The sequence below is a fragment of the Chamaesiphon sp. OTE_75_metabat_556 genome, assembly GCF_031378165.1.
In the GTDB taxonomy this organism is placed as follows: domain Bacteria; phylum Cyanobacteriota; class Cyanobacteriia; order Cyanobacteriales; family Chamaesiphonaceae; genus Chamaesiphon.
Genome location: NZ_JANNDR010000488.1, coordinates 1 through 17040 on the forward strand (window position 1 = coordinate 1; position 17040 = coordinate 17040).

A 17040-nucleotide genomic window follows, 5' to 3' on the forward strand; every position below is an offset into this window, starting at 1 on the left:
AGACGTATTTAATGATGATTATTCTCTTAAACGCCTAGCTCGTAATATTAAGCAAGGACTCTGGAGTGCAAAGCTAAAGATTTATAAGTATGGCGATGCTATTGAGCTAATGGAATCAAGCCGCCCCAAATATCCCCATTATCCTGGATTCTTTGTTGGCTGGGATAATACAGCAAGAAGAGGCGAAAATGCTATTGTAATGACAGGTGGTACTCCTGACATAGTAGCAACCCACTTATCGAGAGTAATTGATAATGTAAATAATGTCCCTTTAGATCGGCGTATTATTTTTTTGAATGCTTGGAATGAATGGGCTGAGGGTATGTACTTAGAGCCAAACTCTTTACATGGGATTAGATTACTAGAAGCAGTACGTTCCGTAATTCATCCCAATTAAATCTTTGCTTTAAACGTACGTATTTCCTTATGCATATACTAATTGCTACTCCTTATTTGCCTTGGCCGCTTAACGCTGGAGGAAAAGTTGCACAGTTTTCTACTTTGAAGTGCTTGAGTAAGGATCACACTTTTACTATTATTTGCCCAGTTCACTCTAAAAATGAAGCTGAGGGAATACAGGAAATTGAAAACCGAATTTCCAATGTTAGAGTCAAAGCAATCCCATTTTACAAAGATCGCATTCCAAGCAACTATTCACGACTGCGTGATTTTTTAAGGAATGGATTGAATAGCATTCGTCCACTACAAGATTCTAACAATAGTCCTAATATTGAAGCTCTTGCTCAGTATCCCTACTATCCTTTCTCCCCTTTGTCATCCACCTTTATTCAGACTCTCACAGAAGAGCTTGAATCTGGTGTCGATCTATTTCAGGTTGAATTTGCTGAAATGCTTTCTTTAGCAGCATTGAAGATTCCGAATATTCCTAAAATTTTTATTAACCATCAGATTCATTGGATGTATGCACAAAGACATATTAAAGTCCATGGGTTCAACCCCTATTCCAAATATCTGACAAATAGAATTTTTGCAGAAGAATCTATATATCTATCTGGGTTCGATAGTATTGTCGTTTTTAGTGATGAGGACGCTCAGGAAATGAGCACGGTAGTTGATCCGAATAAAATAGATGTTAGCCCTTTTCCTGTTCCTGCTGATATTGATATTCTTAACCCTATTCCAGCTAGACATTTACCAATCAAAAACTTTACTTTCGTGGGATCTGAAGCACACGATCCTAATCGGGATGCGATCGAGTGGTTATTGTCAGATATTTGGCCTTTAATTCTAGATTCAATACCTGAAGCACAGTTGTTTGTTGTCGGTAACTGGAGTGAAAACTGGTGTTACAATCATCAATCAAAAGACATTATTTATACGGGTTTTGTTGAAAATATTACCGAAGTAATGCAGAACACGATTCAACTTGTACCAGTTCGTATTGGGAGTGGCATTCGGACTAAGATCCTTACGGCCATGGCACTAAAGGTTCCAGTTGTTTCAACAACAATTGGAATCGAAGGAATTAAAGTATGTGATTTTGAACATGCTCTGATTAGAGATACTGCAAATGATTTTGCACTTGGGGCAATCGCTCTGGCTACTGATTCCAAATTAGCTAATCATATTGCGGATGGAGCATTAGAGTTCGTTAGAAATAACTATGGTGCTGAGGTTGTTCGGAAAAACAGAAATGCACTTTACGAAAAGGTTATGTTGAAATATAATTTGTGAAATTAATGCTAGCAATTAAATTGTATTTGTTGATGTAATGCCTAGCATGAATGGGCAGAAGGCAATCATCTAGAACCTTGTCAGAAGTGGGAATCCGCCTCTTTAGAAGCCACTCAACGAGTTATCAAAACAGCTCGATCCTTTTCTAACAGTGATTTACAGAAGTGTTAATATGCCTAAAGTTTCTGTCATTATTCCAAATTACAATCATGCTCCTTACCTTCAGCAACGAATCCAGAGCGTTCTCAACCAGACTTTTCAGGATTTCGATCTGACGTATCTTGATGATGCTTCTACCGATGATAGCAATGCTGTCTTTAAACAATTCGAGCCACAGCCCCGAATCAAAGCAATTTATAACGATCTCAATAGTGCTTCCCCGTTCAAACAATGGAATAAAGGCGTTCGTGCCACAACAGGGGAATATATCTGGATTGCGGAATCTGATGATGTTGCCGATCCTAATTTTCTGGCGACACTATTACCTGTGCTCGATCGCAATCCTAATGTTGGACTTGCACACTGCCAGTCTTGTAGGATCGATCCCAATAATGTTGTTGTCACACAGAGTTTGCGTGAATGGGTTGAAGATCTCAGTGCTGATCGATGGAGCCATGATTTTGTCGCCAATGGGCTGAGTGAATGTCAAAAATATCTGGTATTTCGGAATACTATTCCCAACGCTAGTGCTGTTTTAATTAGACGATCGGTCTATGAAGCCATCGGTGGTGCCGAAGAAAGTTTGATCCTGACAGGTGACTGGATGACGTGGATTAGAATTTTATTAAAATCAGATATTGCATTTTGTGCCCAGATACTTAACTCTTTTCGCACTCACAATTCATCTGTAAGTTCCCGCTCTTATCTCAATGGAACAGAAATTTGTGAGTACATGTTGATTCGTCAAACCTTAGAAGAAAGTAATATCCAGCTCCCCACTCAAACTCTAGCTAAAATCAAAGAACAGTCAATTGATAATTGGGTAAATTTAACATTTAACCCAGAAAGTACAATCGGGTTAAAAGACCATCTTAAATTTTATAGACTTGCTAAAAAAACTGGTTCCCACACTGAAATTACGATCTTACGGCGATTAGCTCATTACTTAAGGCATCAAACTACGAGAAAGATTAGACCCTGGGTTCCAAAATCAATTATGAGTGCCTGGGATAATCTAAAAATCGAAAAACCAATCCCATCTAAGTAATTATCTTCCAGAATATGAGGCAGCTTAGAAGTAAAGTTTTTGTAACTACTTGATATGACTTCAATCCCAGAAAATATATTTACAGAGCAGAAATTAGATAAGTCCCAATCAAAATTAGGCATTAGCATTTTAATCTGTACATACAATCCAGTAGAGGGAATTTTTCATCGCACCCTGAAATCAGTTGAGTCATTGATAATTCCAGCAGGTGTTCCAGTCGAATGTATAATTATTGACAATAATAGTCCCACTCCAGTACATCAACTTGCTTACGTTCGCGAATTTCTCGATCGCTGCCCTTGGGCTAGTATCATTCAAGAAACTCAGCAGGGGCTTACTTTTGCCAGAATGGCAGGCTTTTATGCCGCGAAGAACTCATTTATTTTGTTTATAGATGATGATAACGAAGTCTCATCATCATATCTTGCTGCACTTGTAAAATTATTTTCCGAGTATTCAACAGTTGGTGCTTGGGGGCCAGGAAATGTCAATGTAGAATTCATGGGAGAAGTATCAGAGTGGTTCAGGAATAGTTTTAAGCATCTATATCAAGACAGGAATACTAACTATACTCAATATGGTCTCGTCAGAGAAACGTGGGCTTCTTTTTATCCATTTGGAACGGGACTAGCTGTCAGAAGAGAAATATTAGCGCGATATTGTGATGAAGTTAACAATGGAAATCTGTGCTCCTCCGATCGCAAAGGAAAATCTCTATCTAGCGGTGGAGATACTCAAATAGTTTGGGAAGGGATCAAGATAGGTTATGCTGCTGGTGTTGCGCCTTCGTTAGTAGTCAATCACCTAATTCCAGCTAATCGATCGACATTAGACTATGTAAAAAGATTGAGTTTTGGCACGGCTGATAGCTATTTTCCATGCATTGTCAGTTCCTTTCCAGAAATGCGGGCTTCAGCTTTAGCGGGTATGCCAAATAGTTTTACGCTCTCAAGATCCGTAATGAGACGAATTATCGTACACTCTATTAGACTCAGATTCACAGATTTAATAATTAACTTGGCAAATTATTTAGGAGCTGTGTCTGGTCAATATCAAGTAGCAGGACAAAACAATCAGATTGTAAATTATTTGATTCAAATATTGAAACTGAAATAGCCAATTGTCAACATTAAATAAATCTATTGATGCTTTTTGGCTACAAGTTTTTGTCGTACGATATGTTTGAAAGAGTTGTCAATAAGATACTTAGAATTTTCGAGGAATTGTTTACCCCTGAAATTGAAGGAATATCTATTAATGATGTGAAATTTTTCAGAGAGGAATTAATTTTCCCAGAAGAGAAATTTGAGTTGCCAGAAAGACTAGATATCTTTGGCCAAAAACATGATTATTTCTCCCCCTACACGATCACCATACCTCCTTTTTACGTTAGAAGTATTAAAAATGCTAAGTGCGTGGTGGGTAGAGAGGAAATTTTTACTAATAATGATGAAGTGATTATCGAACAAACTCCCCAGAAAGTAAATCCTTGGATTGGGAGGCATAATTGGAAGTTAAAGAAACCTGTCAAAGTCAAGGGCAGTGTTGTAAATCTTGCTTTGTCTACTATCGAGAACAACTATTATCACTGGTTGACTGAGTGTTTAGGCCATTATTATCTATTAGAGAAATCGCAATTCAAGCCAGATTTCTATATTTTGTCTAATGAAAAATCTTTTCAGAAACAATATCTTAAACTGCTAAAAATTGATGAAAAAAGGATAATTAAAATAGATTCAGGTGTGGTTATCCAAGCAGATGAAACGATCGTCCCGTCATTGATTAACACTTCAGAAAATTGGGATTATGTTAATACCAGAGGATATACTTGCTATCGAAAAAAATGGCTACCTAGTTGGATTGGAAACTTGTATCGCAAAAGCACCGATCTTGCAAAATCCCACGACACTAAAAGTAAAATTTATATCAGCCGTGCTTTTGCAGATTATCGAAAAATTGAAAATGAAGATAAAATCATAGACTTATTGAAGAGTAGAGGATATAGTATATGTCATCTGGAATGTATGGCAGTATTGGATCAAATAGAATTATTCTCGAATGCATCGATCGTGTTAGGCGTGCATGGAGCTGGATTTAGCAATATATATTTTTGCCCTCAAAATGCAAAAGTATTTGAATTGTTCACAGAATATTATCATGATTCAAGCTTTAAGGTACTGACAAATGCCCTCGGACTTGAATATTACTACATGATTGGAAAAACAAATAAAATTGAGGACGTTCATCCTCAGAAAGAAAACGTATACATTGATTTAGCTAAACTTGAGATGGCTCTTGATATACTTGAGGCTTCATCGAGTTCAAATAATTGATCATGTTCCGCAATAGAAACAATTAAAATCAGAAAGCGATTAAGGAGGCTTGGAAGATGATCGATCAAGAATTGATGAGCTATGAAGAGTCAGTCAACTGGCTCCGAGGAAAATCAGAGCATGGAGAGTTTGTGAAATTTTGTTATCTCGATCGCGATAATTTAGCATCTGCTCAAAGATTTGCGGCTAGTGAAGAGTTTCAAGAAGTAGCAAAACTACTGCGCATTAAGGATCGCGAACAGCCAGTTCGAGTTTTGGATTTAGGCTGCGGTAATGGAATTGCATCTTACTCTTTTGCCTGTTTGGGCTGTGAAGTAACATCCGTTGACCCAGATCTGAGTGATGATGTGGGTCTGATGGCAGCAAAAAGACTACGAGATGCCATTAATAATGGTTCGATCGAAACAGTCCAGGCAACTGCGGAGTCTTTGCCATTCGATAATAATACATTCGATGTAATTTACGAACGGCAAGCATTACATCACTTTTCAGATTTAGTAAAGGGTCTAACCGAATGTGAGCGAGTTCTAAAGCCAGGTGGATTATTCTTAGCTACCCGCGAACATGTGGTGGATAATCCGGCACAGTTAGCGCAATTTTTAGATGCACACATCTTGCATCAATTACATGGTGGTGAGAATGCTTACTCGGTCGAATATTATACCAATAGCTTAAAGCAAGCTGGATTTAAACTTGCCAAACAAATGGCTCCGATGGATAACATTATCAACCATTTTCCATTCTCTAATGCGGATGTCAAGAAATTCCTTAAAGATTTGCTGACATCAAAATTGGGAAGTGCGATCGGTAATTCGCTCGCACAAATACCACTAACCGAGCGAGCCTATCGACGATATGGATCGATCTCCGATCGATCGCCCGGTCGTCTTTACTCATTTTTATGCACTAAGTAAGAATTACTGCTGCTGAACAGGTATGAGGGTCAGTGCTACAAAAATCGACGAATGGCAGGGATCGGCCAACTACATCACGCACATAATCGATCAATTCTTAACTTTTACTGAATCTACATCATCTCAATATGAGAACAGCTCTGATTTGTGGTATCTCTGGTCAAGATGGAGCTTACTTAGCACAACTACTCCTGAGTAAAGGATATAGTGTCTGCGGCACTTCTCGCGATGCGCAAGTTTCATCCTTTAGTAATTTAGTTAAGCTCGGCATCCGCGATCGAGTTAAGCTAGAATCAGTCGCGCTCAATGACTTTCGGAGCGTGCTTCAGGTACTCACCAAAATCCAGCCAGATGAGATCTATAACCTCGCCGGACAAACTTCTGTCAGTCTCTCCTTCGAGCAACCAGTAGAAACATTAGAAAGCATTACCACAGGCACTCTAAACCTTTTAGAATCAATTCGGTTTGTCAATCAGCCAATCAAATTTTATAATGCTGGTTCTAGTGAATGTTTTGGAGATACCGGCGGCGAAGCAGCAACGGAAATTACCCCGTTTCGCCCCCGCAGTCCCTATGCTGTAGCCAAAGCCGCCGCATTTTGGGAAGTTGCCAACTATCGCGAAGCGTACAATTTATTTGCCTGTTCGGGGATTTTGTTCAATCACGAATCACCCCTTCGCCCAGAGCGGTTTGTTACCCAAAAGATCGTGGCTACCGCCTGTCGGATTGCGGCGGGTAGCTCGGAAAAGTTATTGTTAGGAAATATCGAGATCGAGCGGGATTGGGGCTGGGCACCAGAATATGTCGAAGCAATGTATCTGATGCTGCAACAACCAGAGCCGGATGATTATGCGATCGCGACTGGCACTTCCCACAAGTTAGCAGATTTTGTACGATATACTTTTGAGGCTCTCAATCTCGACTGGCAACAGCATGTTGTCACCGACAAAAGCTTATTGCGACCGACAGATATTGCCATGGGTAAAGGCAACCCAAGCAAAGCGAAGGACAAATTAGGTTGGGAGGCTAAATATCAACTGCCAGATATCATTAAAATGATGATTCAGGCCAAGACAACCTCGAATAGTTAATCGATCTCAATGTATAAAGAGCAGCACAGTGAAAATTTTATACGATGGCCAAATTTATGCCGACCAAATTACGGGCGGAATCGGTCGCTACTTCACAAATATCATCAATCGACTGCCTGAAGCCGACCAGCCAACCTTGACGACTAGCTATCGCCGGAATAAAAGTTCTTATCCGACCCACCCCAATCTCCAGATCCAGGAATTCCCCAACTTTCGACCGCATCAAATCGCCCACAAGCTGCGCGGTCATTACTTTCGCTGGCGCAATGATCGACAATCCTTTGATATTTTCCATCCGACTTACTATTATCTACTCTCTCAAACAGCTTTTAATCGATCGCGACGTCCGCTAGTGATCACTGTCTACGACATGATTCACGAGCTGTTTGCAGATAAGATGACTCCAGATGGGACAATTGCTAACAAACAAGCCGCGATTCTGGCTGCTGATGCCATTATTTGTATCTCTGAGAGTACCAAAAATGACCTGCTGAGATATTTTCCAGCCGTAGCACCCAAAATTGTGGTCACGTATCTGGCTTCCGAATTTAAGCAGGAATGGGCTGATGGTGATGAAAAAACACCGGCTCAGCCTTACTTTCTCTATGTAGGGAGCCGTGCTAAAGCTTATAAAAACTTTGACACGCTGCTATTAGCCTTTGCGAAAGTCGTCAGCGTCAATCCTGATGTCCGACTGTGTGTCGTAGGCGCACCCTTTAATGAAGCAGAGCAACGGCAGATTGCCGAACTGTATCTGACAGAGCGAATTCAACATTACCAATATGCCAGCGACACCCACCTGGCTAAACTCTATCGCTGTAGCGTAGCCTTTGTTTATCCTTCTCTTTATGAAGGCTTTGGCATCCCGCCACTCGAAGCGATGGCTTGTGGTACTGTCGTTGTGGCAGCCAATTCTTCTAGTATTCCTGAAGTCGTTGGCGATGCGGGTATCTTGTTCGATCCCAAAGCTGTTGGTGATTTAGCAGATATTTTGCTAGAACTACTCGCTGCACCTAGCAAACGCGATCTCCTAATTGCCAAAGGATTCGATCGTCATCAGCAATTTAGCTGGGACAAGACTGCCGAGCAAACTGTTGCAGTCTATCGATCTCTATAATTTTAATTGCTGGTTATAATTTGTTTTGTTAATGTGCAGCAATACTATCTTGGATTTATCTACATAGTTTTGTTAGCGTATTATTTTAATAATTTAACATGAAATTAACTGAATGCCCTATCTGTAATTCGAGACTATTAGAGTCGATTAAGCTCACAGGATCGAGAACAGGAAAAGAAGACCCTTTGGAATTTTGTGTCCGATGTACTTCCTTTTTTCAACGCCCAAACTACCAAGAAGATGATGGCAATTTAATTGCCGATCTGCAATGGCATGTCAATAAGCATGACGAGCACAAAAGCCACTCTGCACAAATAATTCATCAATTGCTAAATTACAAGCCTGAAATTAAAACCATGCTAGATATTGGGTGCGGGATTGGAACTACTCTTCTAGTTGCAAAAGAGCTAGGTGTAAATTGTGTAGGTGTAGAGCCTAACCCATATGCAACGGAGTATGCCAAACAGCATTTATCACTGGATTTGATATCTGGGTATTTTTCTGCTAATGTTTTTTCAGATAAATTTGATGCTATCGTCATTGATATGGTACTAGAGCATGTCCCATTGATTCAGTCTTTCATGACAGATGTATTCTCTATTCTTAAACCTGAAGGAGTAGTATATCTAGCCGTCCCTGGTTTGAACTGGAGCATTATGCGAAATGCTTTGAGGCTGATGTTAAAGAGGATAGATATTGTTTCTACATTCGGAGACAATGATGTACACATTAATCATTTTTCAAAAAGGGGTATGGTAAGATTATTGAAGCGACATAATGCAAAAATAATTCAAGATCTCTATCCTGGTGTTTGTGTGGTTGGCCGCAGTTAATTTAAAGAACAAGGAAAAATTGTTTGAGGCGTCGCCGTATTCTTCTCTGGCACCACTGCTCTGGAAAACACACATTTATTTCTCTGTTAAGTATATTTTGAGCTATCTCTAATATGTCTGAATCGACCTCTCCTACTTTAGCTAATTTTCCAGTCACTTCCACTGAAAAAAGTGGTTGGCCTTGGTCATTAGAGAGGGAATTAATCGATATTGATCGATCGCAAAAATGGCCAAAAATTACTGTCTTTACACCTAACTATAACTACGGTCACTATCTAGAAGAAACTATTCGATCGGTATTACTCCAAGGCTATCCAAATTTAGAATATATCATCATCGATGGTGGTAGTACCGACAACTCTGTAGAAGTCATCAAAAAATACGAACCGTGGTTAACTTATTGGACGAGTGAAGCAGATCGCGGCCAAACTCATGCGATCAATAAAGGATTAGCTAAGGCGACGGGTGAGGTTTTTAATTGGATTAATTCGGATGATGTTTTAATGCCAGGGGCTTTGTTTGCGATCGCAGAAGGGATAAAAGATTATGATGCTTTTGCTGGGGTAGTCACTAATTTTGATGAACTAGGAAATCAGGAACCGGTGATTGCTAAAAATATCACGGCAGAAGGCTTATTGACTAAATTTAATACTACCAATCGACCTGGTGAAAATGCTACGGTTTATCATCAGCCAGGGTTTTGGTTTAGAACGGAATTATTAAAAAATATTGGCAGCTTGAATGAAAATTTGCGAATTCAGTTTGACTTTGATCGCGTAGTCAGATATGTACATCGCTATCCGAATGTGAATTATAGCGATCGAGTACTGGTCAATTTTCGACTTCATCAAGAACAAAAAACTGCGCCAGGAAACATCGAGCAAGAAGGTCAAAATATCGTCAAAAGTGTTCTTGACGATCCAGAATACCAAGCATTATCCAAGCCAGCTCAATTGTGGTTGATGCGGCTAGTCTGGTATGAAAAATTAGCAGAGTTTGATCGCCAAACTGACAAATCAAAGCTCCTCCAAAGCCTAAAAATATTGTTACTTTCCTGTCGTAATCCCCCTGCTTACTGGACTAGGTATACATTTGGCGGTATTCGCAAGATATTGACAAGATTGTAAATATTATATGAAAGTAATTTTTGATATTTCGACAGTTGGTAATAATCCCAAAACTCGAACAGGAATAGCACGGACGGCTTGGAGTATCGCTGACTTATTACATCAAAAATTAGGCAATGATCTGAGCTTTTCGGCAATCGGTTCTGTTAAATCTTCATTGCAGATTGAATCGCTCCTAGGCTCCCATCCAGAGTTTAATTCCGCCATCTACCCAGTTAGCAAGTTTGCTAGAAAGATTGAAGATTTGAACGATCAATCTTCAACCAATCCTAATCATAAATTTATTGTAAAAACTCAACAATCGGTGTTGCGAAATATTTCTAGAGCGATAAACATCACACGGCAACCGATCGATCCCAAAGTATTAGCTAAAGCCGATATTTTTCATTCCTCTTATCCACGTATTCCCAAACAAGTCAGGAGATCGTTACCTGATCGGCATATCCAAACAGTTTACGATCTCACGCCTTTGATTTTAAATGAAAAATATTTTATGCCGGGACAAAGAGGCATAACTCAAAGACTAATCGATACGATTCAACCTGATGATTGGGTGACAACCATCTCCGATGCTACACGTAACGATTTATTAGATAGAAGAAAGTTAAATCCTGATCGTGTAATTACGATCTACTTAGCCGCAGCTCCAGAACTTTTTTATCCTGTTTCAGATCCAGATATTATTAAAGCTGCAACCCAAAAATATCAGCTTCCCGAAGGTGATTACTTCCTGACGCTTCATTCACTGGCTCCCCATAAAAACATGGGTCATTTGATAACTTGTTTCAAGCAAATGATTTTGCAAGAGCACCGCCAAGATTTACATTTGGCGATCTGTGGCGGTAATCGAGATGCAGTAACATCAATGATTAGTGACAATCAGTTAACTGAAGCAGATTTAGAATTTATTCACTTTACTGGATTTGTTGACGATGGGGACTTGGCGGCACTATATAGTGGTGCTCTGAGTTTTATTTTTCCTTCTTTGTATGAAGGGTTTGGACTACCAGTATTGGAAGCAATGCAATGTGGCTGTCCGGTGATTAGTTCTAATACATCATCTTTGCCAGAAGTTGTCGGAGCAGCAGGATTTTTGGTTTCACCAACAGATCAAGATACTTTGTGTGCAGCAATGCTCGAAATCTCTCAAAATTCCGATCTAAGATCTAAGTATGCCCAAGCTAGTATTGATCGAGCTGCTCTATTTAGCTGGGGAAAAACAGTAGATGCAACTTTAAGAATTTATAATTGCATGATGCTATGATGAAAGACAAATCTGGGTTGTATTATGACAATTCTATTTGATTCTTGAAATAATCTAAAATTATTATCATGACTGTAAGTATAACTACCGAACAGACCCGATCACATTTAGAAATACTTTCTTGCATAGAATTAGATGACAAAGGCTCAAGATGTCTGGGATTGCTAGAATCTCAAGTCGAGAATCAACTCTTGTGCGCCAAATGCAACGCATCATATAGCGTGATTGATGGGATTCCTGTTCTGAAAGAAAATGCTGGCTCTACGCTTGATGAGTTCTATTCACAAGTTTATGAAAATATTTCACGACTTGAGGCGATGCGCGAAGATAACCCTCGCATGGAGCAAGCCCAGACACTTTGGGATTTATTGCCCAAATTTGTAGCTGAACATAATATTGAAGGTTATTCATTAGAAATAGGTTGTGGACCTGGGATATTTGCGGACAGGGTACCTAACTATATTGGTCTAGACTATGCACTGAACAGTTTATTAGCTAAGGAGTTTGAAGCATACAATCGTGTCTGTGCCAGTGGCGATCTACTTCCTTTCCAAAGCCAAGTTTTGAGTCTAATTTTCTCTCTGAATACATTAGAACATGTGCCAGATCTAGATCGGTCTATCTATGAAATTGATCGAGTTCTCAAGCCTGGTGGCTATCTGGTTTTAAGACCGGCATGGAACTGTACTCAGTACAATTGCGATGGTGTAGATTACTTTGATTATAAGGATTTGAATTTAAAAAACAAACTAATAAAATTGTTATTGCCAGTATTGAAAAGCAAGATTTACAAAGCATTGACACGGATTCCCAAAAGGTTGTTACGAGAAACTATTTTCAGCAAAATCCAGACTGTTTTTTGGCAGAGATTAAATCCTCGTTTCGATCTGATGTACAAGGTATCCGATGCTGAAGCATATGCTTCGATCGATACCCATGAGTGTATATATTGGTTTTTAAAAAGAGACTATGAATGTATTTCTCATCCAACTTTAATTAAAAGAGTTGTTGCTGGCCATGATGTGGTATTACTAAGAAAAAACGCTTGAATTACCAGTATTAGTTGTGAACATTATTTCCTACATTCATCCCATTCGTACCTACTTACCCTGCACGGGTGCAGGACGGCATATTAACAATACATTATTAGGATTAAATTCAAGGAAATCGATCGATTTAGAGTTATTTTGTTCTAAACAATGGTTGCAGGCAGATGGAAAGCTCGATCCACGTTCGCCCTTGAGGGAGATTCCGCTAAAAACATTTCCTTTACAAGAGAATTTAACAGAGCGACTGTGGAAACTGACTCAATTCCCCAAGATGGATGGCTATGTTGCGGTCAACACCGATTGGCTATTTGCGCCGATGGAAACCTATATTCCGGTGTCGCGTTGTCCTGTAGCGATTACAATCTACGATATTCAGGTATTTGAGACAGACCTACCTTGGTCACATACTCGCCAGAATCGTTGGTCGCGTTATAAATGGAGTCAGTGGATTTACCAGTCTCTAGCCAAGCATCAGGTGATTTTTACGATCTCTGAGTTTTCCAAACAGCGGATGATTGAGTTACTGGGCGCAGATGAGCGGAAAATAGTCGTTGTCGGCTGTGGGGTCGAACAGCCATTCAATGATATTGCCGCGATCGATCCGACAAAACTGGAAAGACCGACTGAAGCTCCCTATGCTTTGGTGATTGGTGGCTTGAGATTGAAAAAAGGTGCCGATTTTGTGATTGGTGCCGCCAAAGAGTTGTTGAATCACCGCTCAGATCTCCAAATTGTCGTAGCTGGAGATTCGGAAGCCGAATATGTCGCCGCCGCCCAAGAGTTACCGAATATCAAACTATTAGGTATCGTTCCCGATCGAGATTTGCCGCGATTGTTGCGGTGTGCTTCTTCACTGTTGTTTCTATCGTATTATGAAGGTTTTGGGATTCCGGCAATTGAAGCAATGGTCGTCGGGACTCCGGTTGTGGCCAGCAATCGGGCTTCTTTACCAGAGGTAGTCGATACGGCTGGTGTGATTGTGAATCCCGAAAATTCTGCATCTGTAGCTGATGCCCTGATCCAACTCCAGGAAAATTCACAACTGCGCACCGCATATATTCAACGCGGTTATGAGCACTCGGCTCAATATACTTGGTCTAATTGTGTCGATCGAATCACGACCGCATTTCATACTTTTGCTTGAGGAATCAGCCGATGCGACGAAGAAAAGTGCTTTTTGCGGGGCTGGGACTAATGGGGACGCTAGCCTGTAGCCATAAAGATCGTGCCGCGCTCGGTCGATTGTCCGAGTCGCCCGATGCACCAATAACCGATCTGGCCGCTAATATTGGTAAGTCGCTCGATCCCGCTCAGTATTTAAAACAGCTACCTGCGCCCAAATTCAAACCCGGCCATACCCTGCCGCCCCTGACTCGATTTGGGTGGTTCCTCCCCTTTGCCAGTAGGGTTGAATTCGCCGATCGTTGGGGATACGCCCTAGAATGGGGACCCTATGCCAATGCCGAGCGGGTCGCTTATGCACTCAAAGATCCCAACAGTGACGAGGCCAAGGTGATGGCACTAGCGGCCTCTAATCCCAAGCGTTACCAGCTAGCTGTCATTCTCAGTCGCGATCTGCCAACCACGCCGGGAGGTATTTGGTTGCAAAACGATCGCGGGGAATTGGTCGATGGTAAACAAACCTGGAGTCCAGAAGCTCCTGTTGCTGCTTTAAAGGCCGCAGCTAAAATGTGTGCCGACCCCTTAGCGGAGATTCGCAAACGTGCGCCGATCTCGGTAGTTTTAAATGGTGGTGAATACGGGCTGAACGTTCTGGGTGCCATCCAAAATCTCTGCGAACGCGATCCCCGTGTGGTAGCGGCCAAGGGCAGCCGTGATTGGTTTGATTACCTCTCCGAGCGCAAGGCTTACCAAGAGTCTTTCATTACCAAGGCGGTGCGTCAAGCTGTACCCGATCGCCAGATGTACGTCTACTATCCAGCCGATAGCAATCCTCATCGCGGTCGGTATCCTGGCTGGCTAAATTGGTGCTTTGACTACAAATACATGCGGAAGATTACTGATCGACCTAGCACCTCGATGTATTATAAGGAGTTTAATACAGGCTGGACGGGGAATATGGATATGCTCACCCAAGTCCTGAACTCGATCGGTCAACAAATCAAAATCGGCGATCCGCTATCCTATAACTGGGTTTGTAACGGTTGGATGCGCGATAATACGAATCCTGTATTTGGCGAGATCGATCGCTATCGCGGCTTCCTCAAGTGCTACTATATGGCCGGAAATATCGGCAGTATTGCCGGTTATTTCGATCTACCCAAAGCCGCTGGCGGATTTGGGGCGTTAATTAATCCCGAACAACCGCCGCAGTGGTTATTACAAATGGTCGCGCTCAGTCGCGTCCATGCTTTATTCAGTCATTTGGAAGATTATCTCCGGCAGGGAGACTTGCTACCTGGGCCGATGAAACATTTGTGGGCAAAGGATACCCCAGCTTATGAATTCCCCGTCAAAGACCCCGATCTGCGGGTGATTGCTCGCAAACATCGACGCAAATCTAGTTGGGCGATCGTGGCATGGGCGGCAGCGGGCAAAGCGCGACCGGTCACCGTCGAGATTCCGCAACTGGGGACGATCGAGATCCTGGCACGACCGACGGGGAGCGTATATACGGCCACACTGGTTGGCAGTCGCCCGAAATTAACCTGGGTCGATCGACAGGAACTATAAATCTATATTGCTGGTGAAGATGAAGCTCAAGGTTGTGTTTTGCTGGTCGGATATTTCTGGTTATATGGCTGCCTGTTGGCGGGCATTGCATGAGTCAGATGAGATCGAGGTGTTTGTCATTGCCTTTCAAGCCTTAACTGAAACAGCTTTTGGCGATCGCTTAATGCAAGGTATTCCCTGTCGGTTGCTCGATCTGCAAGAACGCCAAGATGAACAACTGATCAAGCAACTAGTCCTCGCCGAGCAACCCGATGCGATTGTCATCGGCGGTTGGTTGCATCAACCCTACTGTAAGTTGACATCGACATCTGAGTTTCAACACACCGCTTTTGTGATGGGCATGGATACGCCATGGCAGGACACTTGGCGGCAGCGATTGGCACCACTGGTCTTAAAATCTTATCTCCACCGGATGGATCGCGTCGTCGTCACTGGCGAACGCAGTTGGCAGTATGCCAAACAATTGGGAATCGACCCAGCCCGGATCGATCGCGGCTTGTATGGCATCGATTACAATAGCTGGGTGCCGCTGTATGCTCAGCGATCTCAATCGGTCTGGCCGCGATCGTTTTTGTTTGTCGGCCGATATATTACTGTCAAGGCGATCGACGTCTTAGTTCTTGCCTATCAAGCCTATCGCGATCAAGTAGATGAGCCGTGGGATCTGGTCTGTTGCGGTCAGGGCGAATTGAAATCGCAACTAGCCGGACAGCCCGGAATTACCGATCGGGGCTTTTTGCAGCCCTCAGCAATGGAGTCAGTCTGGCAATCGGCGGGAGCATTTGTGTTGCCCAGTCGTTTCGATCCCTGGCCTTTAGCCATTGTTGAAGCCGCTGCCGCCGGTTTACCAATTATTTGTACTGATGTGTGTGGTTCGGGGGTGGAAGTCGTGCGGTCGTGGTACAACGGTTTAGTCATTCCCGAAGATGATGTCGCCCAACTCACTCAAGCCTTGTTAAACTTGCACGATCGCCACGCCCAACTCCCGTTATGGGGTCAACGATCTCAGCAGCTAGCCGCACCTTATGCCACGAGTATTTGGGTCGATCGGTGGAGATCGCTGCTCCAGCAGACAGTTACACCGTAATCGATCGCGACATCTTGACCGCGAATTTCCACTACCTCAAACCCCGGTATGAACAAGACAAGTTTTATCAACCAATTATTTGGTTTTATCGCGACGCCATTTGGCATTATTGCGATCGCGATCGGGATTCTATTACTGATCAAAGCCCAACACAATCGACCCACTGGCTGGTTGCTATTTAGTATCTGTTGCTTTGCCTCATCGCTAGATACCTTTAGAAGTCGGTGGTACCCGACGCCACCACTAGTATTTCCACTCCAGCAACTGCGGTCATTCGGACGACCATTGGCATTAGTATTGCTGATGATCTTGATCGTTGCGGCACTACAAACGCGGAATAATTGGCGACACTGGATCTTGCCGCCCTCGATCAAGTGGCTCATGGCCGTCCAGTTGGCAATTTTTGCCAAGACCCTACTCTATGGTAGCCAAGAATTTGCGTGGCTCTCCGCACTTACCTTTGGGGGGGTAATTTTTATGTTGCACAGAGGACCGGGTCGGTGGCTCCAGGACGATGAAAATTTCCATCTGGCAGTACGCTCGATCGCGATCGCAGGGGCAATTTTTATCGTTGTTAATATCTATCAATTTGTCCTCAATCGCTCTGCTGTAACGTTCGTAGGTAGCCG

Annotated in this window: 15 protein-coding genes and 1 pseudogene; all 16 read left to right on the top strand. The window is 42.2% G+C overall.

What is annotated here, in order from left to right; genetic code table 11:
* Window positions 1–397, top strand: a 397-nt coding sequence (locus tag RMO27_RS19575) for a glycoside hydrolase family 99-like domain-containing protein (RefSeq protein ID WP_309735674.1), incomplete at its 5' end; no start/stop codon positions are given.
* A gap of 29 nt (window positions 398–426) precedes the next feature.
* Window positions 427–1695, top strand: coding sequence for a glycosyltransferase (locus RMO27_RS19580; protein ID WP_309735676.1), 1269 nt, complete (start codon window positions 427–429; stop codon window positions 1693–1695).
* A gap of 172 nt (window positions 1696–1867) precedes the next feature.
* Window positions 1868–2902 (top strand): glycosyltransferase, encoded by a 1035-nt coding sequence (locus RMO27_RS19585; protein WP_309735679.1) that lies wholly within the window; start codon window positions 1868–1870, stop codon window positions 2900–2902.
* A gap of 54 nt (window positions 2903–2956) precedes the next feature.
* Entirely contained in the window at window positions 2957–4018 is a 1062-nt protein-coding gene (locus RMO27_RS19590; protein ID WP_309735680.1) for a glycosyltransferase, read from the top strand.
* A gap of 29 nt (window positions 4019–4047) precedes the next feature.
* Window positions 4048–5235: a glycosyltransferase family 61 protein gene (locus tag RMO27_RS19595; RefSeq protein ID WP_309735682.1), complete on the top strand. Its 1188-nt coding sequence runs from the start codon at window positions 4048–4050 to the stop codon at window positions 5233–5235.
* Window positions 5236–5291: 56 nt separating this feature from the next.
* Window positions 5292–6149, top strand: a complete 858-nt coding sequence (locus RMO27_RS19600; RefSeq protein ID WP_309735684.1) for a methyltransferase domain-containing protein — start codon at window positions 5292–5294, stop codon at window positions 6147–6149.
* A gap of 128 nt (window positions 6150–6277) precedes the next feature.
* Window positions 6278–7240, top strand: a complete 963-nt coding sequence (locus tag RMO27_RS19605) for a GDP-mannose 4,6-dehydratase (protein ID WP_309735687.1) — start codon at window positions 6278–6280, stop codon at window positions 7238–7240.
* 28 nt (window positions 7241–7268) lie between these two features.
* Entirely contained in the window at window positions 7269–8357 is a 1089-nt protein-coding gene (locus RMO27_RS19610) for a glycosyltransferase family 1 protein (RefSeq protein WP_309735690.1), read from the top strand.
* A gap of 98 nt (window positions 8358–8455) precedes the next feature.
* Entirely contained in the window at window positions 8456–9190 is a 735-nt protein-coding gene (locus RMO27_RS19615; RefSeq protein WP_309735692.1) for a class I SAM-dependent methyltransferase, read from the top strand.
* A gap of 113 nt (window positions 9191–9303) precedes the next feature.
* On the top strand, window positions 9304–10317 hold the full coding sequence (locus RMO27_RS19620; protein ID WP_309735694.1) for a glycosyltransferase family 2 protein: 1014 nt from the start codon (window positions 9304–9306) through the stop codon (window positions 10315–10317).
* Window positions 10318–10324: 7 nt separating this feature from the next.
* Window positions 10325–11581 (top strand): glycosyltransferase family 1 protein, encoded by a 1257-nt coding sequence (locus RMO27_RS19625; RefSeq protein WP_309735697.1) that lies wholly within the window; start codon window positions 10325–10327, stop codon window positions 11579–11581.
* A gap of 68 nt (window positions 11582–11649) precedes the next feature.
* On the top strand, window positions 11650–12630 hold the full coding sequence (locus RMO27_RS19630) for a methyltransferase domain-containing protein (protein WP_309735699.1): 981 nt from the start codon (window positions 11650–11652) through the stop codon (window positions 12628–12630).
* Window positions 12631–12646: 16 nt separating this feature from the next.
* A complete protein-coding gene (locus tag RMO27_RS19635) occupies window positions 12647–13774 on the top strand; it encodes a glycosyltransferase family 1 protein (protein WP_309735701.1) in 1128 nt (375 codons plus the stop codon).
* Window positions 13775–13785: 11 nt separating this feature from the next.
* Window positions 13786–15324: a hypothetical protein gene (locus RMO27_RS19640; protein WP_309735703.1), complete on the top strand. Its 1539-nt coding sequence runs from the start codon at window positions 13786–13788 to the stop codon at window positions 15322–15324.
* Window positions 15325–15343: 19 nt separating this feature from the next.
* Window positions 15344–16411, top strand: coding sequence for a glycosyltransferase family 4 protein (locus RMO27_RS19645; RefSeq protein ID WP_309735705.1), 1068 nt, complete (start codon window positions 15344–15346; stop codon window positions 16409–16411).
* Between the two features lie 48 nt (window positions 16412–16459).
* Window positions 16460–17040: pseudogene (locus RMO27_RS19650) on the top strand (O-antigen ligase domain-containing protein); the annotation flags it as partial.